Raw genomic sequence first — 23,889 nt, forward strand, 5'->3', positions numbered from 1 at the left:
GCGGTTAACCCGGCGAATCCATGAAACAGCCGTTGCCTAATTTATGATAACGTCCTAATGCGACAATATATTTCCTGTTACTATTTTTCGCTTCGGGACCTGTCCAGCTCTCTCCTGGCAGCATATAAAATTGCGTTGAACTTTCATCGTCACCATTGCAGCCTTTCTGCAGAATGACTCTAAAATAGGTGTTGCCGGTATTTTTAATAGTGCCTGTAGCTTCGTTAATTTCATACTCAAATCGGGTCTTACGCGGGCGAACGATGAGAATCGTGCTCATCGATACCGAAGGGACAACATCCATTTTTTTCTGATCCAGACGCCAGGGGAGAACCATAACGGGCGTCTCCTTAAAGATCACCCGATAATAGCGCTCAACGTCATCTTTTGGCCCCCGGTAATAGAGTTTAAAATATTCCTGACTATTGGCCTGTACGGTGAACTGCAGCGGCGACCAGACCAGATCTTTATCCTGACCGGTCACTGGTCGCTCATCGCCGTTGCCCGGCCGGGAGATTTTATAAGCCGATATAGTATATAAATTGTTGCTTTTAGTATCATTGACGATTGGCCGGGAGATAAAATCTTTACTGCCATCCATATCATAGATAATTGAGTCAAAGTACACCGCGGAAGCGGGCTGAATACACAGCCCACATAATCCGATGAGTAGGATTTTATTCATCACAGCCCCCGATCCACGCCGACCCACGTGGCGGTCACTTTTACATCCCCGGTGGCGCTGACTGTACCCATCCAGTCATGGCCATCGGTGGTGAACTGTGAATGCGGGTCATCCATCGGAAACAGCAGTTTCAGCGTGGTGGTAAAAAAGAAACCATCGTTGACGTTGGCGTTCCAGGCCGTCTGTACCCAGGCGGCGTTGGTCATATCGACAGGATTCTCACCGCAGCTGTTGCGCACTCTTACCGCTTTACCGGCGGCGGACGTCCATTCGAGGTAGGCCGGGACAGGTACTTTTAGCATCTCGTCCGCTGAGGTAAACAGGCAGTACGGAAGACCATACATGTTGATGGCGTCGCCAATCACCTGGGCGGTGATACTGTCGGCCTGACGCGACGCGGAGGTAGTGACTTTATACTCAAAGGTGATGGGCTCTTCGCTACCGATCTTGCCGGATGCTTTTGGATGAGCGCTCCCGTCGCTGGCGATAATGCTGATGCCGTATTCCCGTGGGACAATGTTAATTAATGTTGATGGCGTAAACTGATAATAACCCGATTGCGGGGTAACGGAGTTATCAAAATAGAAGGTAAACAGCGCATCCTTGTTGGTTAAATCCGCGCCTGCTTTGAGGACTTTTTGGAAAAAGGCGTTGGACAGGAATACGTAGACGTACTCGCCTGATGGTTTGAAGACCTTGTTATAGGTGCTGACCGTACCAAAATTGGTCCAGCTTGCGCCATCACCGCTGTATTTTACGTCAGACGAAGAAGGAGAGAATCCCAACATCGCCGTGTCGATAACCATCCGGAAATCAAGTGAGGTGGTGAGGGTTTTAGTCTCCTGAAAGCTGTAAGAAACCATTTTACAAATGATCCCTGAAGCGCTTCCGACCACGCCCATCTGGCACAATTCAGAGCCGAGGTTGACGCTTGGCGTACCATCGCTGGCAATCCATACTTCCGCCATCGCTCCGGTACTGTTCAAGGCCAGATGCGAGACCTTTTCGAGATTCATCGTGTAGTAAACCCACTTTCCTCCGCTGGGGAGATCTTTACAGCGAACGCCGGAAGCAAAGTCATAATCGGCTTTGGAGTCCATGTAGCAAAGATTAAGCTGCAAACTATCGATGGTTCCCACCGGCCGATCGCGAAAATACTCATAGGCCGACTGGCTAAGCACTCCGGCACCGTAGTAACCGTTCGCTACGCTGTTGCCGGACATCGCGTGATAGTAACCGTCTTTGTCGAGAACATCGGCAGGGATAATGCCGGAAGCCGGGCAGTTTGCTCCCGTGGACATGCAGCGAAGCCCGAGAAACGGTTGGTTAATGGGGGAGTTGTCGATCCACAGATCAAAATAGCGGTTACTGTAACTCCAGCCCGAGTTGCCCATATATCCCAGACTACGCTGGTTCGTTTTATATTTTGTCCAGATATTGGCCCCGGTGAAGCGTGGGGACAGGGCGCTGGTGGTGATGAAATATTCATCATCGACATCGTTGTCGATAAACATATAGGTGTTGCTGCCGCTCCCGTCGTTGGTAGCGGTAAGTGCCATAGCCGGCGCGGCCAGCAGCCAGCCGGCCAGCAGCATGATGGCCTGGGGTTTAATAGACATTCTTAACATCTCCCGTCACTGATGCCGTTTGTTGTTGGATCTCACAAGGGATCTCACCGACCCATACGGCGCCTTTCGCCTCTGTCAGATCCAAATCCACTTCGCAAATGCCGCCGAATTTATCGACCAGGGTAATCACCGGATAGCGCTTATCGACGTCCATGGCGAACTCGCCGAGTTCGTCGGTGCGCGTTTTACCAATGTGGTTGTGTATATCGGCGTTGGCGTAGTAACCGCCGCGGCGATCTTTCACCCGGCCAAAGACGGTGACCAGCTGTTTGACTTCCGGGTTAATCACGCTGACGTTGCCGGGATAGAGCACGACTTTGTTACGTCGGCCGTTAACGATGTCGACGCTGTCTTCCGAATTTTTGTCGTTCATCAGTTCCACCTTATATTCCGCGTAAGGCGGAAGACTGATGAAGTTGCTTTTGCCGGTCAGCGGGTAGTTCTGGCCGTTTATCTGCGCCATCATCCTGCCCTTACCGCTGAAATTGGTATTCACTACCAGGCCTGCGGTTTGTGTGCCTTTGCCGACATAGACATTTTTTTCCGTCCAGGCCACGCTTCCCTGCGAGCTCAGGCTGTAGTTTGAACTGTGCTGCGATGAGCGGCTAACGGAGACGGTGCCAGCGTTATATTTGGTGTTATAGCTGACGTAACCATTGGCGGCGTAATCGTCTGAACGATAACGGCTATCGTCATTTTTATTTTGTTTAATCTGCTTCGAAACCGATGCTCCCACCTGGGTAATGGCGCTGTTGTCAAAGCTTTTGCGCAGCGTGGCGTTCGCCAGCATGTTTCCGTTTTGGCTGGACACACCGGTGCTTAGCCAGGTGGAGAAGGGGATAGAGACGTCAATATTGACGTACTTATCGCGCAGATTTTCATGGTTGTTGTACTGATAGTTCTGAATACCGACGCGTAACGTAACGGTTGCGTAGCGATTAGCTAACAGGGATTGATCGTAATCGACGTTGGTATAGGTGCTCCCGGTATATTTGTTATTGGTGCGGCTGACGCTCAGCGTACCGAGGAACGGCGCGATTTTACGCAGGTTAGCGTTGGCGCCGACGGTCACGTAGTCGTTTTGCTGCATCGGTAGCGCGTTACCAATGGAACTGTACTGGCGCGACCCCCACAGGTTGCCGTATCCGTCCGGTAAACTCATATTGAAGGTGGAGGTACTCTGCCAGCTGCCGTCGGTAGCGAGCAGCCCCTGCTGGTTAAAGCTGAACGCGTTGTTGAAAATCACGTTCGCTTCCGTTTCATTGACGCCGTTATTGTCAAAACCGTAGAGCGTGGTTTTCAGATTCACGCCGGAAAGCCAGGGTTGGCTGGTTGCCGCGGCGATCCCGGCTATCCACGTATTCCGTGTGCCATAATTGATGTTGTATTTATGGCGATAGTCCATCTTGTTGTATTCGAGGCTGCCGCCGAAAGTTTGCCATGAGAGATCGCCGGTCACGCTCGATTTCCGGGCGAACGTTTTATTGATGTTCGCCGTCCGGCTGCTGACCACGCGTCCGTTTACGACCACCTGTATATCAACGTTGTAGATGCCAAACGGCAGGCGCGACGTATCGAGCTCGTAGCTGCCCATCGAGAAGTTTTGAATGCTGAGCAGTTTGCCGTCACGATAAACATGCACTTCGCCGGCGGCCGGCAGGAACACCGTGACGGGCACCAGAGCTAGCGTATTGTCCTGCGTTTGGGAACTGCTTTTATTGCCATAGCTAATGCCGTAAATACGGCTGGAGTTCAGGGCGCTCATGCTGGCGATCGATTGCAGATTCCAGGTATCCACCATCCCCATTGCGAAGCGGCGTCCCTGATAGTCACGCTCGTACATCGAGCGATACAGTTTACCCTGCTGGTTGCCGGTACCAATCCCGTACAGGGAACCGTTAAAATTCAGATGGTGCTCGCGCAGCGACCAGGTATTGTCCAGCGTCAGATAGCTGCTGGCGCTATCGGTATTCTCATATTTGTTGTAATAGCTCCCCATCGAGTAATTCAGCACGCTCGAGAGATTCTGGGCAGTGGATTCCCCAAGCATATTGGTACGCGGCAAAATAGCGGCCTGCATGGCTGCCCGGTTAACCGTCAGCTCAAGATAAAAGGAACGCGTATCGAGTGAGAGAGAGGCGTCTTTGTTGATATAAACGCGCTGACCGTCGCCGATGCTTTTGTCCTGCATCTCGTTGAGCAATGATTTTATCTGAGGTGATAATTCGGTTCGTTCCGGCAGATCGCTGAGCGCGATCTGGTTCAGGCGAAACTCATTATCCTTGATGGTAAGGATGGCATCAGCGATTTTTTGCTGGCTGCGTTGGGTACTATTATCGCCTTCATAACGAATAAAAACAGGGACCGACATGCCCTGGTATAACGCGTTAGCAAATACCGAAGGAATAACATAGTTACTGACTTTAACTGGCGCTGTAGCATTAGCTGCCCATCCCTGGTTTACCGTAATTAATAATCCAGCGAACAACGTCCCTTTGACATAACCAAGATTATCCATAATGTTACTCAGTTTACATTTATATATTGCTCACCGTGCCATATTCCAATTCGCGTTTTTTTGTTGGTGAGATCGGTATGCTTTATTCTTACGCTAACACCAGGCATGACATAATAGCGTTCACGGCAGCCTTGCCCCTCATCCTTCGCTTTATCGCGACAGGGCCCGTAGGAGATAACGCGGAATGAAGCGTTACCGGTATTGGTTACCGTGTCATTATCGCGACGATAGTCAAATCTTTCTTCACGCGGCGCGACCACCAGAATCGTACCAATAATGGCAGAGGTCGTTGCCTCGCCCTGTTTTTTCTTTTTACTGGCTTCAAACTCGGTCACCGGCTCATCGGTCCAGGATATGCGATAATAACGTTCCTGGTTATCCTGAGGTCCTTTGTAAAAAAAACGAAAGTTCTCTTTAGCATTTCCGGGTAATATCAGACTGGCTGGTGTTGATAATAATTCCGATCTGCTCGCCATCGGGATAACCTTGCCGCCGGCCATAGGCGATGAGATACGCTCCACGCTGACGCTAACGTAACGCGCCGTATCGGTGGTATTAATGATTTCTTTTGCCAGAGTCGAGGCATCCGGCCTCATTATAGAGGTGACGTCCCCGACATTAATGGCATGGGAGGAGGGCGTCACGGTGAATAAAAAGAGAGAGAGTAATAATGGATTCAGTTTCATGGCGCATCCTTATAAGGAGGCCGAAGCCTCCTTGTCATACCGGACAGGTGTTGGCTACACCTGATTAGATAGTCCATTCCGCGTTGAACTGAACGCGAACGTCGCCGCTCCAGTAACCGTCGGTTAAATCTTTGAACTCAGCGGCGGTGCTGCCGTCAGAAGTCGCGGAGTCGATAGTGAAATCGAAGTTACCCTGAGTGCTGACGCGATCGGCGCCTGCGAAGGCGGTCGCGACAGCCAGCGCATCCAGACCCGCGGAGATGTTGTTGGCGGTATCAATCATCGTTACCGGGGTGGTTTTGTTCAGCGCGTTGCCGTTCCAGCTCACACCAACGGCCAGAGTAGAGGCGTCAGTGGTACGGCTCAGGGTGTTGCTGACGATCTGAGAGGTCAGCGTGAAGTCAGTCGCGCCAGACTGGCCCTGGATAGTGATATCAAAAGCGCCTTTCTGGGAGTTAAACGCTTTAATCCCTTCAGCGTACTGGAAGTTCAGGGATTTCAGCGGAGTGACAACCAGCGCGCTGGTGGTGTCTTTCGTTGCGCTAGCATCCCAGCTTGCAGTGGCGGAAGTAGTCACGTTAGCCATTGCGTTGGAAGAGATAAGAGCCGCAGCCACAACACCCGCTAATACGATTTTTTTCATTTTAAATTTCCTGAGAATAATTAAGTTAGTTCCATTTATGGAGTTATTGCTACAAATACTGATAATGACTTTATCCAGATAGAATAATGTTTAACTTCCCTCTGCCTCCCATCTTATTCTGCAAGCTGAGCTTGATTGCGTAAATTCTCTTTTCTGCCATTTGCAATTCTTTTGCTATCTCTTTAACCGACTTCTCGGCAAGTAAAAGATCGAGAACCAACACTTCCTGGTCGCTGAGTTTTTGACGGTAACCTCGTCCATCTCTTTGACCGAGAAACGAAAGCTGTATTTTCTTTTCAATCTCGTCTCGGGTATCGCTGGTGTTGATAATCGAAATTATCTGCTGACAGCGGTGTTTCCAGTACAGCGCCAGCGGCTGTGCTAATCTGTCGGCAATCAAAACTATCCGCAACCCTGTTTTAATCAGATATTCAATCCATTTTTCATTGGTGAATAATCTGATGTTGTAGCGAGAAAAATCAACAAAAATAAATCCAGAATTAGAGAAGTTGTAGTGCTTGCTAATTAAAAAACAATGCACACCATTTTTTAAGTAGATGTTTTTATCGGGCCATACGCAATAGTGAGTTTCAATGCAGTTAATCGATTTAATCGTAGGTCGTGGATAGATTTCGCATTGATACTGACAGCTAATGCAGTATACCTTCTCATATTTCTGAGGAGCCATATGTCGATTTATTTCCCTATATTGCATCATCCTATCGTTCAATGATGTGGCTATATTATGGCTAGTTAATAAATGTGACAACTTTAATTTCTGAAGAGTTATATAGATGAGAAATGTGTAAATTCTTAATGTCAAAAATTGCCTGAATCTAGACTAACTTACTATTATGAATAAGAAAAATCTTAAGGTGCAGAATTTTATGTCGATCGCTCTTTAAGAATTATCCATGATGACCAGGAATTTTCTCGCTGAATGGGGGAGAATTGGTTAAAAAAAAACAGCACAAAAGGTCAAAAAAAATGCTATCGCATCGTTGTTTGTTAATTTTGTGTTTTTATTTTGTTTTATTTCGTGGTGTTTATTCTGTAATGGCATGTTTTTCGTAAGGGAAAGTTGCGATGTTTTGGATTATGGGGGATAGGATTGTCTGGCCAAATATGATCTGGTGTACAAAAGAGGGCGTTTTAAGAACTAAACGCGTCGGCATTTGAAGAGGAGCGAATCAGAAGGATGTGCTAAATCTTAACAGGAGATGCGGGCAACTGATCTCGTGGAAGTGGGGCGCTTCAGCCTGAACTGGCTCTGCCTGCAAGCCGCCGCTACGCCACCGGAACGACGGCACCCTGGATTTTGACTTGCAGGCAAATGAGGCCATACTTTCGATGCGCCCCGGGCGCTTACGCCCCTTTCAGCAGAGGAAGCAGGTGATTCTCGGTAAGAGGAGCAAGCTTAATATGCCGATCCTGGCCCGGCGTATACCAGATAACTTCTTCTATTTCTGCCGTTGGTGTAAAGCTCGCTCTGTTGGTTGCTATTTGAAAGATATCCGCTGAGACCGTATGGCCCGGCTCGTTTGCCGCGGTATCGGTGAAGCGGCCTACCGGGACCAGTTCTTCAGGTGAGACGAGGAAGTTGAGCTCCTCTTCGAGCTCGCGGATCAACGCTGCTTCCGGGACCTCCCCGATTTCAGGCTTTCCACCGGGTTGCATAAAGTACTCCGTCCCTCGTTTGCGTACTAAGAGACAGCGTCCTTGACCGTCGGTGATCATTGCCGCTGCGATGTTAATATTTTTTATTGTGTTCAAGAGATACCCCAGTTATATGCCGATGACGTTCAACGGCCAGCGTACGTTTCGCCTCTCGCGAAACAACGCCGACGCTATCATGATAGCGACCTTAGCGTGCTAATCAATCCCGTCGATTCTTGCAAAACCTGCTGACGGCGCGGACGGGGCTCATTTATGATAGCCTGCGAAATATAACGTCTATGCGGGAAGTGCAGCCTCTATGTCAATTCAGAAAATCGCTCGCCTGGCGGGCGTCTCGGTGGCGACGGTATCGCGGGTACTGAATAACAGCGATACCGTTAAAGCGAAGAATCGCGAACGTGTGCTGCAGGCGATCAAAGAGAGTAACTACCAGCCTAATCTGCTGGCCCGCCAGCTGCGAACGGCCCGCAGCAATATGATTCTGGTGATGGTTTCGAATATCGCCAACCCCTTTTGCGCCGAGGTGGTCAAGGGCATTGAAGAAGAGGCGGAAAAGAACGGCTACCGGATCCTGCTGTGTAATTCAGGTTCGGATTTAGCCCGTTCAACCTCGGGTCTGCAGCTGCTCTCCGGCAAAATGGTCGACGGCATCATTACGATGAACGCGCTCTCCAGCCTGCCGGAACTCACCACCATGATCGGCGACGCGCCCTGGGTTCAGTGCGCGGAATACGCCGATAACGGCAGCATCTCCTGCGTCGGCATCAACGACGTCGACGCGGCGCAGGGCGCCGTTTCCCGGCTGGTTGACGCCGGGCGTAAACGCATTGCTTTAATCAACCACGATCTCAGCTATCGCTACTCGCGCCTGCGCGAGCGCGGCTATAAAAGCGTACTGCACGTTCGCGAACTGGCGTATCAACAGGTCACCTACGCCAGCGATCTGAGCGCCGCCGCCGGTAAACAGGCGATGGAGACGCTGCTGGCGCAGGAAGAGCAGCCGGACGCGGTGTTTGCCGTCTCCGATTCGCTGGCGGCGGGCGCGTTGCGGGCTATCGCTCAGGCCGGGCTGCGGGTGCCGGAAGATATCGCGGTGGTCGGTTTTGATGGCACCGAACTGGCCGAAGTGGTATCGCCGCAGCTGACCACCGTGGAACAGCCTTCGCGCGAGATTGGCCGCACGGCGGTGACGCTATTAATGAAGAGAATCGATAATCCTGACGCCGCCGTTGAGCGGGTGATGATGGACTGGCGCGTCATTTCCCGCGCCAGTACCTGAGGATATTACTGAGTAAACGCGCCCGCCAGCGAACGAATATCGTTGCCGGTGGGGGACTGATGGATCCGCAGGCCGAATTCGTCAACCACGGCATAGACGTGATCGAATATATCCGCCTGGATGCTTTCATATTCCGCCCACACCACGGTGTTGGTGAAGCAGTAAATCTCAATCGGCAGGCCGCTGGCGTCCGGGGCCAGCTGGCGCACCATTAGCGTCATATCTTTGCGGATGCGTGGATGATTCCGCAAATATTCCTGCAAATAGGCGCGGAAGGTGCCGATATTGGTCATCTTGCGCTGATTCAATATCGATTGATCGGCGGCGTTCTGCTGGTTCCACAGGCTGATTTCCTGATGACGAGAATCCATATACGGCTTCAGCAGTCTGGCCTGAATTAAGCGCTGCTGCTCCTGTTCATCGAGAAAATGAATGCTGGTGGTATCGATATTCAGGCTGCGCTTAATCCGGCGACCGCCGGATGCCGACATGCCGCTCCAGTTTTTAAACGAGTCGGAAACCAGCGACCAGGTGGGAATCGTGGTGATGGTATTATCCCAGTTGCGCACCTTCACCGTGGTCAGCCCAATGTCGATAACCGCGCCGTCGGCGCCATATTTCGGCATCTCCAGCCAGTCGCCGAGTTTGAGCATATCGTTGGCGGAGAGCTGGATCCCAGCGACCAGGCCGAGAATCGGGTCTTTGAATACCAGCATCAGTACCGCGGCCATCGCGCCGAGCCCGCTAATCAGAATCGCCGGCGACTGGCCAATCAGTAAGGAGATCACCAGAATGCCGACAATAATCGCGCAGACCAGCTTAATCCCCTGAAATATGCCTTTAAGCGGCAGCTGAGAAGCGGTGGCGAATTTCTGCGATAAATTGAACACCACGTCCAGCAGCGAGAAGAAGGACAGCATCGCGTAGATCATCACCCACAGCTGGGCGCAGGTGGTGAGGATTTCCGCAGCCTCGCTGCCTTTTTGCAGCCACAACACCGCCTGCACGTTGACGATAATCCCCTGCAGGGTGAAGGCCAGACGATGAAACAGTTTGTTCTGCGTAATAATTTGCAGCCACAGGTGACTACTGGCCTGCGCCCGCTTTTCGAAGGTGCGCAGCACCACTTTGTGCAGAATAAGGTGAACGACAATCGCCGTCAGAAAAATAATGCCGAAAATAATAATGAGTGAGGTGGTGGGGGTAATTTTGATGCCTAATGCGGCGATTTGCGATATTAATTCCTGCATAACGTCTCCTTTACATCCAGCGGTTATGATGACCGCTGGATGTCTATTATGCAAATAGCAGGTTACGCGAATGTGATTATGAGGTCGCTACCGCCGGACGGACGTTAAGGTGATGGCGTAGCCACAGCGCGATGGCGCCCAGTACCAGCATCATCACCACTTCCACCGCGAGGAAATCGATCAGCGCCCGTGGATAGTCACCGCCGCTGCGCTGGGCGAGGGCTAAGAATAGCGACCCGAGAATCGCCGGACCCAGACCCAGCGTCGCCTGTTGCAGAGTGCTGAGAATCGCGCTCCCGGCCCCGGCGTCGCAGGCGCTGATATCGCGCATCCCAATACGGTAAAAACTATTGACGATCAGGGCCTGCCCATAGCCGATAAGCGCCGTAGACGGGACCAGCGCCAGGGTGGTGGTGTGGACACCGAGACGATAAAAGGTCGCGCTCAACAGCAGCAGGCCGACAATCTGCACCGCCAGACCGATCAGCAAAATGCGTCCCATGCTGTAGCGGGCTATCAGTTTCGGCGCGTACAGCGCGGAGACGAAGTAGGCCACACCGAGGGCGATAAAGCTGTTGCCGGACTGCCACGGCGCCATCCCCAGACCGGCCTGCATGGTCAGCGCCATGCAGAACATGAACGCGGACCAGGCGCTGAAAAAGAGCAGGGCGATGGCCATGCCAAAGCGAATGCTGGTGAGCTTCAGCAGGCGAGGCGGTAAGAGCGGCTGCTCGCCGCGCTGCTGTTTGCTCAGCGCGCTGGCCCGCATCCAGACCAGCAGAGGCAGCACCGCAGCCAGCATCAGCTGCAGCGTCCACGGCCAGTGCAGTTCCGGCCCCAACGCCATCGGGAACAGCAGGCAGCAGAGGATCAGCGCAAGGCTAAAGGTGCCCTGCCAGTCGATGCGCGAATGCGCTTCGCGCCGGGTCTCCGGGACGTATCGCGGACTGAAGGCCAGCACCAGCAGGCAGATCGGCACGTTAATAAAGAAGGCGTTGCGCCAGCCTAAACCGGCGATATCCGCCGACACCAGCCAGCCGCCGCCCATCTGACCGACAATAAAGGCGATACCGCCAATGCCGCCGTACAGGCTGATGGCCCGGGCGTGGGCGGTGCCTTTCAGGGTGACATGCAAGGTAGCGAGGATTTGCGGCACGATCAGCGCCGCACCGGCCCCTTGCACCGCGCGCGCCGCCAGCAGCGTATTGATGGAGTTCGCCATTCCGCACAGCAGGGAGGCGACGCCAAACATCGCCACGCCCCACATAAACAGACGACGGCGGCCATAGTTATCGCCAAGCTTGCTGCCCATCGCCAGGCAGACGGCAAAGGCGACGCCGTACAGCGCGACGATCAGCTCAAGCTGAGTGGCGCTGGCGTTAAGCGATTGGGTAATGGAGTCCAGCGCGACGTTGGCGATCGAGGTATCGATCAGCGGCAGCATCTGGCCGGTCAACAGAAGGAATAAACCGGCGCGGCCGGGTGAAACAGCAGACGAATTCATCGGATCTCTCCATTGCGTCATTCAGCGGATAGCCGTAGCATCACCGATAAATTAAACGGGTACCAGTTCCTGTCTATACTGGTATTGGTACTACCATGCTGGAGGTTTTATGACGACCATGCCGCAACGTGAATTGACCATCGCCGCACCCGATGATGGCCGCAAACAGCTGGGGGCGTTTCTGCGCGCCCGCCGCGAGAGCCTCGACCCGCAGCGCCTGGGGTTGCCCCGCGTTGGCCGGCGGCGCACGCCGGGCCTGCGGCGGGAAGAGGTGGCGATGCTGGCGGACGTCGGCGTCACCTGGTACACCTGGCTGGAGCAGGGGCGGGAGGTCAATCCGTCAGCGGCGGTGCTGGTAGGGGTGGCGAATGCGCTGCAGTGCAGCCCGCTTGAGACCCGGCATCTGTTTGTGCTGGCCGGGCTGACCCCGCCTGAGGCCACTCAGGTGACGGTATGCGAAGGTATCAGCCCCGGCACCCGGCGGATGCTCGATAGCCTGATGCCGCAGCCCGCCAGTATTCAGAATCCCGGCTTTGATATTGTGGCCTGGAACGACAGCTTCTGCCGCCTGATGGGCATCGATTTCGCCACCATCCCGGAGGAAGATCGCAACTGCATTTATCTGTACCTGACCAATGAAACCTGGCGCAGCCGTATCGAGAATCGTGACGTGCTGGCGACGTTTGTCTCCTATTTCCGCGCGGCGATGGCGGAGCACCGCGGCGATCCGCTGTGGGAAAATAAGCTGGCGCGCTTTTTCGCCGCGTCGGCGGAGTTCGAGGCGCTTTGGCATCAGCGCTATGAGGTGCGCGGGGTGGAAAATCAGGTGAAAAACTTTAATCATCCGCAGCTCGGACGCTTCAGCCTGCAGCAGATGTACTGGTACTCGGCCCCGCGCAACGGCTCGCGCCTGCTGGTCTATTTGCCGATGGATGAAACAGGCGAGCAGGCGCTGGCGTGGCTGGATAAACATTAACGACAGGGAATGCTTATGAACATAGCCTGAAAAGAGCAGCGCATTATTCAGCGTACGCTCAACGCCTGGCGGTCATTGGCCGCTATGCGAAGCGCATCTGGCACGCGAGAGCGGTAGCTAAGGTGGGGGGATGCTGGCTACAAAATACTGCGGGCTATCCCCGGGGCGGCGCTTGACGCGCCTTACCCGGGCTACGGGTTCCCACAGTGTGTAATTTTGTAGCCCGGATAAGGCGACGGCTGCAATCCGGGGATTATCCTGACGTAAAAAAAACCAGAGAATTAAATCTCGGTAATGGTCGTCGCCTGCGGCAGGCGTGATTTCGGCAGCGTCGCGTTGAAGTCTTCGACGCTATGATGGCCGACCGGCACCACCACCAGGCTGGTGTAACCCTGGGCTTTCAGGTCGAATTCGGCATCGAGAATCGCGAAGTCGACGCCTTCAATCGGCACGGCGTCCAGACCCATGGCCGCGACGCCCAGCAGGAAATTGCCGACGTTGAGATAAACCTGCTTCGCCATCCACTGATCGTCGTCGTGCAGCTCTTTGCGGTGCATATCGGCAAAGAAGGTACGACCTTTGTGGTTCGCGGCTTTGGCTTCGGCGTTCGCAAAGCGGCCATCGGCCTCTTCCTGATCGACCACGCGCTCAAGCCAGGCGTCGTCCATTGCGGTTTTGGCGCAGAAAACCACCACGTGGGAGGCATCAAGAATTTTACGTTCGTTAAACACGTAGGTGCCACTCGCCGCTTTGGCGACGCGCGCTTTGCCTTCATCGCTGCTGGCAACGATAAAGTGCCACGGCTGGGAGTTGGTGCTTGACGGGCTGTACTGCAGCAGCGTTTTCAGGTTTTCCGCCTGCTCGTCAGTTAGCTTTTTAGTGGCGTCAAAGGCCTTGGTGGAGTAGCGCTTTAAGGCAACCGATACGATATCCATACTCTTCCTCACTGTTTACAACCCCTTGCGGGTGCGTTTCGTGAAGGAAGAGTACAGCGATGACGGAAAAAAGATAAGGGGCAAAAATGCGATAACACTTATCGCGCAGCGCTGAAAATCACCGCGGGCGCAGCCGCTGCTGCTCTTTTTTGCTGAGTTTATCGACGATCAGGTTCCACGAATCATCGATCAGTTCCGCCAGCAGATCTACGCTAATATCTTCGCCGGGAACCACGGTGATCCAGTGCTTTTTGTTCATGTGATAGCCGGGCTCAATGCTGCGGTAAATCGCCTGATGAAGCAGCGATTTCTGCGGATCGCACTTCAGGTTGACCAGCGCGCGGCCGCGAACCGTCGCGGTCAGCATAAAAATCCGCCCGCCGATTTTAAACACATCGTACTCCGGGCCAAACGGCCAGCAGTGCTCGGTAAAGGGAAGCTCCAGCGCGATACGATGCGCGTGGTCATGCAGCGAGCGGGGGTCCATCAGCTATTGTCCTCGGCAAGCGCCTGCCACATGGCTTCAAAGCCGAGTTCGACAAAACGCACGGCGCGTTCCGGCTCGTGGCAGGCGTATTCAATGGTGGTTTCGGCCAGCGAAAGAAACAGCGCATCGCCAAAGGTGCGGTATTCTTCGGATTGAAAAACGGGCTTGATGGAACGCTGGCACAGTTCATTGAGCTCGGGAAACATCTCTTTGACGCGGTTGCGGGTTTCGTCGGTGATCCTTTCACTCAGCGCCATCCGGCGAATCGCTTTATGCTCCATGGGATTACGCACGCCCCAGCCGATATAGCTGTTCCAGATATTGCGCGTGTTCTCTTTCGACTCGGTCTCGTTCGGATTGAGACCCGCGATCATTGTCTTAACCAGGTCTGCTTTTATAGTCAGATAAAGCTCGTTGAGCAGATCGTCCTTGGTGGCAAAGTAGCGAAACAGCGTACCCTCGGCAACCCCGGCGCTGCGGGCGATGGCGGAAGTTGAGGCGGCGATTCCCGATTGGGCAAAGGCGGCGGTTGCGGCCTCCAGTAACGCTTGCTTTTTATCTTCACTCTTAGGACGAGCCACTACACTTTACCTCACACATGATAAAACCACGATCTAAGCATGCCTGACATGGGCACTGCAACGCTGTCTGTCAAAATTTGAAAATCGTCTTGACGACTTTCAGCTTCTTCCTAATAATGAGTGCTTACTCACTCATAATCAAGCCTTATAACAAAAACCTCCAGGAAGGAGGATTTCGCCAGGTCAGGATATGAACTGTGTCACTTTCAGCGTGGTCGCCATCATGTTATTAGCGTCAGCAACAACTTTGCCGTTTGTGTTAAATGCCGGATTTGGTCAGGCGCCGCAGGGCGCGCAGCTCAGCCTGGTGGAGCAGTCGCCGCACTATCACGACGGTCAGTTTCACAATCAGCTTCCGACGCCTGGCTTTACCGGGCAAAAAAATATGCTGGCCGCGTGGTGGGAGTTTCTGGTCGCCAAACGTGAAAATGCCAGACCTGCACAGCCGCTGCCGCTGGTGAACACCGATCTGGCGGGCTTGCCGTCAGGGCAGGACGTGATGGTCTGGCTCGGTCACTCCTCCTGGTATCTGCAGCTGGCGGGCAAACGCATCCTGATTGATCCCGTATTTAGCAACTATGCCGCGCCGTTCTCGTTTATTAATAAGGCCTTCGCCGGGGATTACCCGTGGCACGCTGAGGGCATGCCGGATATCGACCTGCTGATTATCTCGCACGATCATTACGACCACCTCGATTACGCCACCATCAAAGCTCTAATGCCGAAGGTCAGGCGCGTGGTGACGCCACTGGGCGTGGGGTCGCACCTGCGCTACTGGGGAATGGAGAGCGCGATAATCAGCGAGGCGGACTGGAATCAGTCGGTGCAGGTGAGCGATGAGCTGACGGTACACGTCCTGCCCGCGCGCCACTTTTCCGGCCGCGGCCTCAAGCGCAACCAGACCCTGTGGGCCAGCTTTATGTTCGTTACCCCGCAGCAGAAAATTTACTACAGCGGCGACAGCGGTTACGGACCGCACTTTAAAGCCATCGGCGAACAGTTTGGCGAAGTGGATTTGGCGATCATGGAAAACGGTCAGTATGACCAGGACTGGAAGTACATCCACATGATGCCGGAAGAGACGGCGCAAGCCGCTGACGATGTTCATGCACGCGCGGTGCTGCCGGGTCACGCCGGGCGCTTCGTGCTGGCAAAACACACATGGGACGATCCGTACAAAAGGCTGGCGGAGGCCAGCACAGGGCGACCGTGGCGACTGCTGACGCCAATGTTGGGTGAGCCGGTTTGGGTCGCCGATAAAACGCAATCATTTAACGCCTGGTGGCGCTAACGATGAGAGTGGTTCAGGAGGAGAGAGGACATATGACTATTTCCGCTCAGGTCATTGATACAATCGTCGAGTGGATTGATGATAATTTGCATCAGCCGCTACGTATTGACGATATTGCGCGCCACGCCGGTTATTCGAAGTGGCATTTGCAACGACTGTTTTTACAGTATAAAGGGGAGAGTCTGGGGCGCTATATCCGCGAGCGTAAGCTGCTGCTGGCGGCGCGCGATCTGCGCGATACCGATCAGCGGGTCTACGATATTTGCCTGAAATACGGTTTTGACTCGCAGCAAACCTTTACCCGCATCTTCACCCGCACGTTTAACCTGCCGCCGGGCGCCTACCGTAAAGAAAATCACAGCCGCGCGCACTGAAAACGTCCGCCGGGGGAAGACCGGCGGACGTTTTTCTTACCAGGCGTAGTTTACTGTCGCCGTCACCGTCCGGCCAATGCCGTAGAAGCAGGCGCTATCGCTGGCGCAGGAGGCCACGTATTTGGTATTGGCGAGATTGTTGACGTTGAACTGTACTTTCGCCCCTTTCAGGCTTGAATTCAGCTCGCCTAACTCATAGCTGACCATGGCGTCGTACAGATCCACTGCTGGTACCTTAAACGTGTTTTTCGCATCGCCGTAGCTGGTGCCGATATAGCGTACGCCAACGCCCGCGGTCAGGCTTTTTAACGCGCCGTCCGGCAGGGTATAGCTGGTGAACGCCGAAGCCATATGGGTCGGAATGCGTGCCGGCGTTTTCCCTTCGGTACCGACGACAGTGGTATTGACGGTTTCCGCGTCGGTGTAGGTGTAAGACGCGATCAGATTGAGGTTATCGAAGACCGTCGCGTGCGCTTCGGCTTCAACGCCTTTTGAGCGCACTTTACCGCTGTTCTCAAACCACCCGGCCGCGCTGTTGTAGGTCGCGACGTTGCTTTGCGTCAAATCGTACAGCGCGAGGGTCATTAACGCGTTTGGGTTAGGCTGGTATTTCAGACCCACCTCAACCTGTTTGCCTTCGCTGGGATCGAACGGTCCGACGCCCGGCGCGCGGTTGGTTTGCAGGTTAGGTTCGAAGGAGGTGCTGTAGCTGATATAGGGGGAAAGACCGGAATCAAAGGCGTACAGCAGGCCGGTGCGCCAGGTGAACTTATTATCATTCTGCTGGGTGCTGCTGGCGTCGGTAAAATCGGTGGTGCGTACTTCCGCCCAGTCGTAGCGCCCGGAAACTAACAGTTCCCAGTTTCGCCAGCTCAGCTGATCCTGAACATACACCCCAGCCTGGTCGAGATTTTGCTGTTCATTAGTGGCGGGACTGAAGGCGCTTTCATCGACGTTAACCCCGTAGGTCGGGCTGCGCCAGTCGATATCGTACTGCGAGCCGCCGGCCCGACCAAGATACTGCTTATCCTTACTGGTTTTGTAATCCACACCGCCAATCACCGTATGCGCCACCTGACCGCTGGCGAACTGCGCTTCAAGCTGGTTATCGATGCCAAACTCATCGGTCTGGCGCTGTTCATGCTGGGCGCGGCGGGAGAGTACCGAGCTGTTGGCGGCGCTGGTGGAATAAACCAGGTAGCGATACTTCTGTTTAATGGTGGCGTAACGGGCGTTCTGGCGCAGAGTCAAGGTATCGTTGAGCTGGTGCTCAAATTCATAGCCAATCATCGTTTGTTCACGCCACGACTGGTTGTAGTTGGGATCGCTGACGTTAAAATCGCGCGGAATATAGCTGCCGTCGACGCTTTCCACGGTACCGTAACGCGGCAGGAAGTTACGGTAGCCGGCATCCGGATCTTTCTGATAGCTGGTTAACAGGGTAAAGCGCGTGGCGTCATTAGGATACCAGGTGAGGGCGGGAGCGATAGCCATCCGCGTCTCTTTATAGTCATCGATCTGGTTATTCTGGGTGCGGGCGATCCCGTTCAGGCGATAGAGCAGGTGGCCGTCATCGCTCAGCGGACCGCCAATGTCGAAAGCGCCTTCGGCGAGATGGTTATTACCGGTACGGAACTGCACCTCATGAATCGGCTGGCTGGTCGGGCGTTTGCTGGTCATGCTAATCAGCCCGCCGGGGTTGACCTGCCCAAACAGCACCGAGGCCGGGCCGCGCACCAGTTCGACGCGCTCCAGCAGCCACGGATCGAAAGTGCCGGTTTGCGACGAGGCGGTGGCACCATAGCTCAGGCCATCAAGGAATTTGGGCACGTAGCTGAAACCGCGTACGAATACCTCGTCGTTGCGGTTAGATGAACCGCGGTATTCGGTAAAAACGCCCGCGCTATAGCGCAGCGCCTGTGAAACCGAGGTAACGTCCAACGCCCGCATTTGATCGCGGGTGACCACCGATACCGACTGCGGCGTTTTGACGATTTCCGCGGCGGTCTTTGTTGCCGACAGCGTTTTTGTTGCCACTATTCCCTTCAGCGGCGCGGTGGGATCCTCGCCGCTGGCGGCGGTGACGACGATCGTTTCCTCCGCCGCCAGCGCCGGCCCGCCAAACAGAGATGCCGCCACGCCCGCGGCCCAGAAAGCTTTTATCTTATTATATTTAAACATGTTTATTTTTTATCCTTGGTTGAATCGCCATCAAAAAACGCCCGCGTCGAGGGGAATCGACCGGCGGCTAACATTAACGGCGTTAATGTTATTGCAAATAGTTATTGTTTGCATTAGCGTTATTAACAAATTCTTACAAGGAACTATCGGCTAATGAAGACGGCGTGGAGCGGCCTGCTGATTGGCATGAGTACCCTACCGGCGGCGGCAATGAACTGCGAATCTCCCTCGTTACAGGGTGAACTACAGGGGAAATTCGACGCCAGCGGCGAGGTCTGTTTTGACCTGCCGACATTGGGCGAGAACTACGTCGCGGCGACCCTCTCCGGCGTCACCGATGCCCGACTGCTGGATGACAATAACCGCCGTCTGCGCACGCTGCTGGCGGGCGGTCCGGCGGACGGCGAGCAAACCCTGCTATTTTCTCTGCCGGTAAACCGCGCCTCCTCGCTGGTGCTGCACGGCGAAGAGGGGGCGCGCTGGCGCTTTCAGTGGCAGATGCGGGAAACCACCGCGCTGGCCAAAATTCAGCCGCTGGATCCGGTCAGCCCGCGCCTGCAGCGGCTAAAGCGTGAACTGGCGGCGGGAGGTTCAACGACGCATTTCTGGCAGGAGCGCGAGCGGGAAGGGACGCCAATGGTGGAACCGGTGGACGCCGGCCATAAGCGGGTAACTTTCCTGTGGCGCGGGGCGAGCCGCAACGTGTTTATTCTGGGTTCGCCGGCGGGGGATCACGATCCGCTGTTTCGCCTCGGGGATTCTGACGTCTGGTTTCGCAGCTACGTGGTGCCCGCCGATACCCTCATGCAGTATAAGCTGGCCCCGGACGTGCCGCAGGTAAACGGCAGCGCGCGGGAACAGCGGCGGGCAATTCTGGTCAGCGCCCAGGCTGACCCTCTCAACCCGAACAGTATCAATGCCGCCCACGACCGCTGGAATCGCCACTCTCTGCTGGCCCTCAACGCCGCGCGTTTTTGCACCGCCCAGCGTATGGCGCAGCCGCTACGCTACGGAGTCTTAACCCGCCATCAGCTGCGCAGCGACTTTCTGCAAAATACGCGGGAAGTGCTGATTTATCGCCCGCGGTTGCCGCAGCCCGCGCGCTGGACCCTACTGCTCTTTGACGGCAAAACTTACCAGCACGAGTACCGCCTCGCCAACGTGCTGGATGCCCTGATCGCCAGCCATCGGCTACCGCCGATCAACGTGGTGTTTATCGATAGTCTCGATCATTCGCGACGGGCGAAGGAGCTGCCGCCAAATCCGCACTTTGCCGATTTTATGGCCCATGAGCTGCTGCCGTGGCTGCGTCGTCAGGGACTCAGCCTGAGCCGGCAAAAAACCGTGGTCGCCGGCTCCAGCTACGGCGGGCTAGCCGCATCCTGGGTAGCGCTGCGCTATCCGCGACAGTTTGGCAACGTATTAAGCCTGTCCGGGTCATACTGGTGGGCACCGCAAGGGGAGGAGGCCAGCTGGCTGACCCGCCAGTACCAGCAGTCGCCGCGCTATCCGGTGCGCTTCTGGCTGCAGGCGGGGAAATTCGAAACCAGCGGGCCGGACGGCGGCATTTATGCCAATACGCTTGAATTTGAGCGGGTGCTAAAAGAGAAGGGGTATACGGTGAGCTTCCATCCCTCATCCAGCGGCCACGATTACGCCGCGTGGTGCGAAGCGCTGGTCAGCGGCATGCGCGACCTGGCTGGCTTAGCGTTCAAGGGAAAACCAGCGACGCCAGACCCAGCGCAGCAGCAGATATTCAACCGCACCCAGCGCTAAAAACCACAGGCAAAAGATCAGGGTATAAAGCTGGTTGAGATCCATCAGATGGAATGTCGCAACCAGCTTTTGCGCCAGCGTCAGGCCCAGAGAGGGCGCCGGCAGCAGCAGGCAGGAGAGCAAAGCCAGCAGCAGAATGCCGGCGGCACTGAGGAGCGTTTCTAGCGGATGTTTCATTATTTGTTAATCATCAGTTAAAAACATATTGTCCGGTAAAAAGAGAATTAATGCAATATCGTTTCGTACGTAATCATAATACGCATTGGATATTATATTTAAACGTCCTCAATTATTCTCTTGTTAATTATTTTGGTAATATTTGTGATTAAGTTAATTACATTGCAATGTAAATTAACGTCATTATTATGCCAGCGCTTTTACAAAAGTATAGGTGCTATATCCCACCAAAGTAGCGATGATAATAGCCAGCAGGATGTACAGTACCAGACGGCGTCCGCGGTAGATTCCAAACATAGTAGACCTCGTTTAGTTTTGGTTTATTAATATTCTGCAATAGTTGATTTATAGAATTAACTTACCACAAATTTTGTATTTGCGAGAGATTAAATATTGCGCAAGCTTAAATTATCTCCGCTGTTTAAAATTTTTCTCATTGGCCCGGAATGATTCCAGGCTTTCCGCCTCACGGAATTTTAAGGGAGATATATTTTGACCAAAACGATCAAAACTAATAATACCACCCCATCAGGGGATGCTGCGCCACGCCGCGCATATCAGCAGACGGTTGATGCGGTGCTGGCGCAGAATAAAAGCCATGCCAACGGCCTCAGCGCCGCCGAGGCCGCCGAGCGTTTGAAGACCTTCGGCCCCAACGCCTTGCCGGAGAAAAAAGGCAAGCCGGCCTGGCTGCGCTTCCTTGCCCACTTTAACGACGTCCTGATTTTTGTCCTGCTGGCCGCTGCCGCGCTCACCGCGGTCATGGGCCACTGGGTCGATACGCTCGTCATCCTTGGCGTCACGGTAATCAACGCCCTGATCGGTCATATCCAGGAGAGCAACGCCGAAAAATCGCTGCAGGGCATCCGCAATATGCTCTCCAGCGACGCGCGCGTGCAGCGCGGCGGCAAGCATGAAACCATCCCGACCCGCGACCTGGTGCCGGGCGATATCGTGATACTGCGCGCAGGTGACCGCGTGCCTGCCGATATGCGCCTGATTGAGAGCCATAATCTGCGGGTCGAAGAGGCGATTCTGACCGGCGAGTCGACGGTGGTGGATAAAACCACCGACGCGCTGGAAGGCGAACTGCCGCTGGGCGACCGCACCAATATGCTCTTCTCCGGCACAACCATCAGCGCCGGCGGCGGCGTTGGCGTGGTGACCGCAACCGGTCAGGAGACCGAGCTCGGCCACATCAACCAGATGATGGCGGGCATTGAGAAGCACCGCACGCCGCTGCTGGTGCAGATGGATAAGCTCGGTAAAGCGATTTTCGTTATCATCCTGGCGATGATGGCCGCGCTGTTCGTCTTCAGCCTCGCGCTGCGCGACATTCCTCTCGGCGAGCTGCTGCTCTCCCTGATTAGCCTGGCGGTGGCCGCCGTGCCGGAAGGCTTACCGGCGATTATCTCGATTATTCTCTCTCTGGGTGTACAGGCGATGGCGCGTCAGCGGGCGATTATCCGCAAGCTGCCGACGGTGGAAACCCTGGGCGCCATGACCGTGGTGTGCTCGGATAAAACCGGCACCCTGACGATGAACGAGATGACCGTCAAAGCGATCATCACCGCCGACTGCTGCTACCGCGTCGAGGGCGACAGCTACGAGCCTCAGGGTAACATCTGCCTGGAAGGCAGTAACGAGCCGGTGCAGATTAAAGCGGGCAGCGTGCTGGAAACCTATTTGCGCACCATCGACCTGTGTAACGACAGCCAGATGATTCAGGACGAGCGCGGCCTGTGGGGCATTACCGGCGGGCCGACCGAAGGCGCGCTGAAGGTGCTGGCGGCGAAAGCGCAGCTTGCGCCCGTCGATGCCCGCCTGGTGGCGAAGATACCGTTCGACTCGCAGTATAAGTACATGGCGACCCACCAGAAAATGGGCGACGTCGAGCAGGTGCTGATTACCGGCGCGCCGGACGTGATTTTTGCCCTGTGCCGCCAGCAGTTGAGCAAGCAGGGGGCGGTGCCGTTCGAGCCGCAGTACTGGGAAGAGGAGATGGCGCGCTTTGCCCGTCAGGGCCTGCGTATGGTCGCCGCCGCCTACAAACCGGCGAACGTCGGCAGCACCACGCTGACCCACGACGATCTGCGCGAAGGTCTGGTGTTCCTCGGCATTGCCGGAATGATGGACCCGCCGCGTCCGGAAGCGATTGACGCTATCCACGCCTGCCAGAACGCGGGGATCCGCGTGAAGATGATTACCGGCGACCACCCGCAGACGGCGATGAGCATTGGCCAGATGCTGGGGATCACCAACAGCCGCCAGGCGATGACCGGCTATCAGCTGGAGCACATGGACGACGCCGAGCTGGCGAAAGCCGCCGTTGAGTACGATATCTTTGCCCGTACCAGCCCGGAGCACAAGCTGCGCCTGGTGAAAGCGCTGCAGGATAACGGTGAAGTGGTTGGCATGACCGGCGACGGCGTCAACGACGCCCCGGCGCTGCGCCAGGCCGACGTCGGGATCGCTATGGGGATTAAAGGCACCGAGGTGACCAAAGAGGCCGCCGACATGGTCCTCACCGACGACAACTTTGCCACCATCGCCAGTTCGGTAAAAGAGGGGCGTCGGGTCTACGACAACCTGAAGAAGACCATTCTGTTCATCATGCCGACCAACCTGGCGCAGGGGCTGCTGATTATTATCGCCCTGCTGGCGGGGAATATCATTCCGCTGACGCCGGTGCTGATTCTGTGGATGAACATGGCCACCTCCGCCACGCTCTCCTTCGGCCTCGCGTTTGAAGCCGCCGAGCGCAACGCCATGAACCGCCCGCCGCGTAAAACCGGCCAGCACGTTATGGACGCCTTCGCCGTCTGGCGCGTCGCCTTCGTCGGCACGATGATTGCCGTGGCTGCCTTTATTCTTGAAGCCTGGCTGGCACCGCGCGGCCACAGCCCGGAGTTTATTCGTACAGTCCTGCTGCAGATGCTGGTTACCGCACAGTGGGTGTACATGATTAACTGCCGCAGCAGCGACAGCTTCTCGCTCAACATGGGGCTCCTGCGCAACAAAGGCATCTGGCTGGTGAGCGGCGTGCTGCTGCTGATGCAGCTGGCCATCATCTACGTACCGGTGATGCAGACGATGTTTGGCACCGAAGGGCTGCCGCTGCGCTACTGGTTCATTACGCTGGTCATCGGTATCGCGATGTTCCTGGTGGTGGAAGTTGAGAAGCGCCTGACCCGTCGTTTCCGTAAAACCGCGTAGCGTGACTGACTCGCCCGGCGTCCCT

General features: G+C 55.1%; 20 protein-coding genes. 6 read left to right on the forward strand and 14 right to left on the reverse strand.

All coding sequences use genetic code 11. The features are described 5' to 3' along the window. Positions 1 to 4: 4 nt before the first annotated feature. The 7 genes from KCG39_RS25675 to KCG39_RS25705 all read right to left on the reverse strand — a co-directional run bounded on the left by KCG39_RS25675 (position 5) and on the right by KCG39_RS25705 (position 7,924). A complete protein-coding gene (locus KCG39_RS25675; protein ID WP_162626041.1) occupies positions 5 to 688 on the reverse strand; it encodes a fimbrial biogenesis chaperone in 684 nt (227 codons plus the stop codon). Continuing rightward, on the reverse strand, positions 685 to 2,304 hold the full coding sequence (locus KCG39_RS25680; RefSeq protein WP_112165741.1) for a fimbrial protein: 1,620 nt from the start codon (positions 2,302 to 2,304) through the stop codon (positions 685 to 687). The genes KCG39_RS25675 and KCG39_RS25680 overlap by 4 nt, the downstream gene beginning before the upstream one ends. Beyond that, positions 2,294 to 4,831, reverse strand: a complete 2,538-nt coding sequence (locus tag KCG39_RS25685) for a TcfC E-set like domain-containing protein (RefSeq protein ID WP_087828705.1) — start codon at positions 4,829 to 4,831, stop codon at positions 2,294 to 2,296. The genes KCG39_RS25680 and KCG39_RS25685 overlap by 11 nt, the downstream gene beginning before the upstream one ends. Positions 4,832 to 4,839: 8 nt before the next feature. After that, a complete protein-coding gene (locus KCG39_RS25690; RefSeq protein WP_087828704.1) occupies positions 4,840 to 5,517 on the reverse strand; it encodes an EcpB family pilus assembly chaperone in 678 nt (225 codons plus the stop codon). A 64-nt stretch (positions 5,518 to 5,581) separates the two neighbouring features. Next, positions 5,582 to 6,160, reverse strand: a complete 579-nt coding sequence (ecpA, locus tag KCG39_RS25695; RefSeq protein ID WP_004130190.1) for a common pilus major fimbrillin subunit EcpA — start codon at positions 6,158 to 6,160, stop codon at positions 5,582 to 5,584. Positions 6,161 to 6,230: 70 nt separating this feature from the next. Next, complete coding sequence (locus KCG39_RS25700; RefSeq protein WP_004130192.1) at positions 6,231 to 6,848, reverse strand: LuxR C-terminal-related transcriptional regulator; 618 nt, start codon at positions 6,846 to 6,848, stop codon at positions 6,231 to 6,233. A gap of 677 nt (positions 6,849 to 7,525) precedes the next feature. Further along, positions 7,526 to 7,924: an NUDIX hydrolase gene (locus KCG39_RS25705; RefSeq protein WP_032742261.1), complete on the reverse strand. Its 399-nt coding sequence runs from the start codon at positions 7,922 to 7,924 to the stop codon at positions 7,526 to 7,528. 211 nt (positions 7,925 to 8,135) lie between these two features. Between KCG39_RS25705 and KCG39_RS25710 the strand changes: the two genes are divergently transcribed. Next, the gene (locus tag KCG39_RS25710; protein ID WP_004130197.1) at positions 8,136 to 9,116 is read left to right on the forward strand and encodes a LacI family DNA-binding transcriptional regulator; all 981 of its coding nucleotides are present in this window, start codon (positions 8,136 to 8,138) and stop codon (positions 9,114 to 9,116) included. A 5-nt stretch (positions 9,117 to 9,121) separates the two neighbouring features. On the opposite strand, the gene KCG39_RS25715 is transcribed toward KCG39_RS25710, so the two are convergent. Further along, on the reverse strand, positions 9,122 to 10,366 hold the full coding sequence (locus tag KCG39_RS25715; RefSeq protein ID WP_049114716.1) for a mechanosensitive ion channel family protein: 1,245 nt from the start codon (positions 10,364 to 10,366) through the stop codon (positions 9,122 to 9,124). 76 nt (positions 10,367 to 10,442) lie between these two features. Then, the gene (locus KCG39_RS25720) at positions 10,443 to 11,870 is read right to left on the reverse strand and encodes an MFS transporter (RefSeq protein WP_004130201.1); all 1,428 of its coding nucleotides are present in this window, start codon (positions 11,868 to 11,870) and stop codon (positions 10,443 to 10,445) included. Between the two features lie 109 nt (positions 11,871 to 11,979). On the opposite strand from KCG39_RS25720, the gene KCG39_RS25725 reads away from it, so the two are divergent. After that, complete coding sequence (locus tag KCG39_RS25725; RefSeq protein WP_087828702.1) at positions 11,980 to 12,846, forward strand: helix-turn-helix transcriptional regulator; 867 nt, start codon at positions 11,980 to 11,982, stop codon at positions 12,844 to 12,846. Between the two features lie 281 nt (positions 12,847 to 13,127). Here KCG39_RS25725 and nfsB read toward each other — a convergent pair whose 3' ends face one another. The 3 genes from nfsB to KCG39_RS25740 all read right to left on the reverse strand — a co-directional run bounded on the left by nfsB (position 13,128) and on the right by KCG39_RS25740 (position 14,849). After that, positions 13,128 to 13,781 (reverse strand): oxygen-insensitive NAD(P)H nitroreductase, encoded by a 654-nt coding sequence (nfsB, locus tag KCG39_RS25730; protein WP_087828701.1) that lies wholly within the window; start codon positions 13,779 to 13,781, stop codon positions 13,128 to 13,130. Between the two features lie 118 nt (positions 13,782 to 13,899). Continuing rightward, complete coding sequence (locus KCG39_RS25735) at positions 13,900 to 14,268, reverse strand: MmcQ/YjbR family DNA-binding protein (protein ID WP_049113529.1); 369 nt, start codon at positions 14,266 to 14,268, stop codon at positions 13,900 to 13,902. After that, a complete protein-coding gene (locus tag KCG39_RS25740) occupies positions 14,268 to 14,849 on the reverse strand; it encodes a TetR/AcrR family transcriptional regulator (RefSeq protein ID WP_004130217.1) in 582 nt (193 codons plus the stop codon). Before KCG39_RS25740 ends, KCG39_RS25735 begins: the two co-directional genes overlap by 1 nt. 190 nt (positions 14,850 to 15,039) lie before the next feature. Here KCG39_RS25740 and KCG39_RS25745 point away from each other — a divergent pair, with 190 nt between their 5' ends. Together KCG39_RS25745 and KCG39_RS25750 are read left to right on the forward strand one after the other, a co-directional pair. Next, the gene (locus KCG39_RS25745; RefSeq protein ID WP_142467833.1) at positions 15,040 to 16,140 is read left to right on the forward strand and encodes an MBL fold metallo-hydrolase; all 1,101 of its coding nucleotides are present in this window, start codon (positions 15,040 to 15,042) and stop codon (positions 16,138 to 16,140) included. Between the two features lie 32 nt (positions 16,141 to 16,172). Further along, the gene (locus tag KCG39_RS25750) at positions 16,173 to 16,514 is read left to right on the forward strand and encodes a RamA family antibiotic efflux transcriptional regulator (protein ID WP_004130221.1); all 342 of its coding nucleotides are present in this window, start codon (positions 16,173 to 16,175) and stop codon (positions 16,512 to 16,514) included. A 36-nt stretch (positions 16,515 to 16,550) separates the two neighbouring features. Here KCG39_RS25750 and KCG39_RS25755 read toward each other — a convergent pair whose 3' ends face one another. Further along, positions 16,551 to 18,695, reverse strand: a complete 2,145-nt coding sequence (locus tag KCG39_RS25755; protein ID WP_004130223.1) for a TonB-dependent siderophore receptor — start codon at positions 18,693 to 18,695, stop codon at positions 16,551 to 16,553. A 153-nt stretch (positions 18,696 to 18,848) separates the two neighbouring features. Here KCG39_RS25755 and KCG39_RS25760 point away from each other — a divergent pair, with 153 nt between their 5' ends. Continuing rightward, positions 18,849 to 20,471, forward strand: coding sequence for an alpha/beta hydrolase-fold protein (locus KCG39_RS25760; RefSeq protein ID WP_142467832.1), 1,623 nt, complete (start codon positions 18,849 to 18,851; stop codon positions 20,469 to 20,471). On the opposite strand, the gene KCG39_RS25765 is transcribed toward KCG39_RS25760, so the two are convergent. After that, entirely contained in the window at positions 20,400 to 20,648 is a 249-nt protein-coding gene (locus tag KCG39_RS25765) for a DUF1158 domain-containing protein (RefSeq protein ID WP_004848573.1), read from the reverse strand. The two genes, KCG39_RS25760 and KCG39_RS25765, sit on opposite strands and share 72 nt — an antisense overlap. A 492-nt stretch (positions 20,649 to 21,140) precedes the next feature. Here KCG39_RS25765 and KCG39_RS25770 point away from each other — a divergent pair, with 492 nt between their 5' ends. Further along, positions 21,141 to 23,864 (forward strand): cation-transporting P-type ATPase, encoded by a 2,724-nt coding sequence (locus KCG39_RS25770; protein WP_004130228.1) that lies wholly within the window; start codon positions 21,141 to 21,143, stop codon positions 23,862 to 23,864. The last annotated feature ends 25 nt before the right edge of the window (positions 23,865 to 23,889 follow it).

Origin of the sequence: Klebsiella pasteurii, assembly GCF_018139045.1 — a bacterium.
Lineage (GTDB): Bacteria > Pseudomonadota > Gammaproteobacteria > Enterobacterales > Enterobacteriaceae > Klebsiella > Klebsiella grimontii.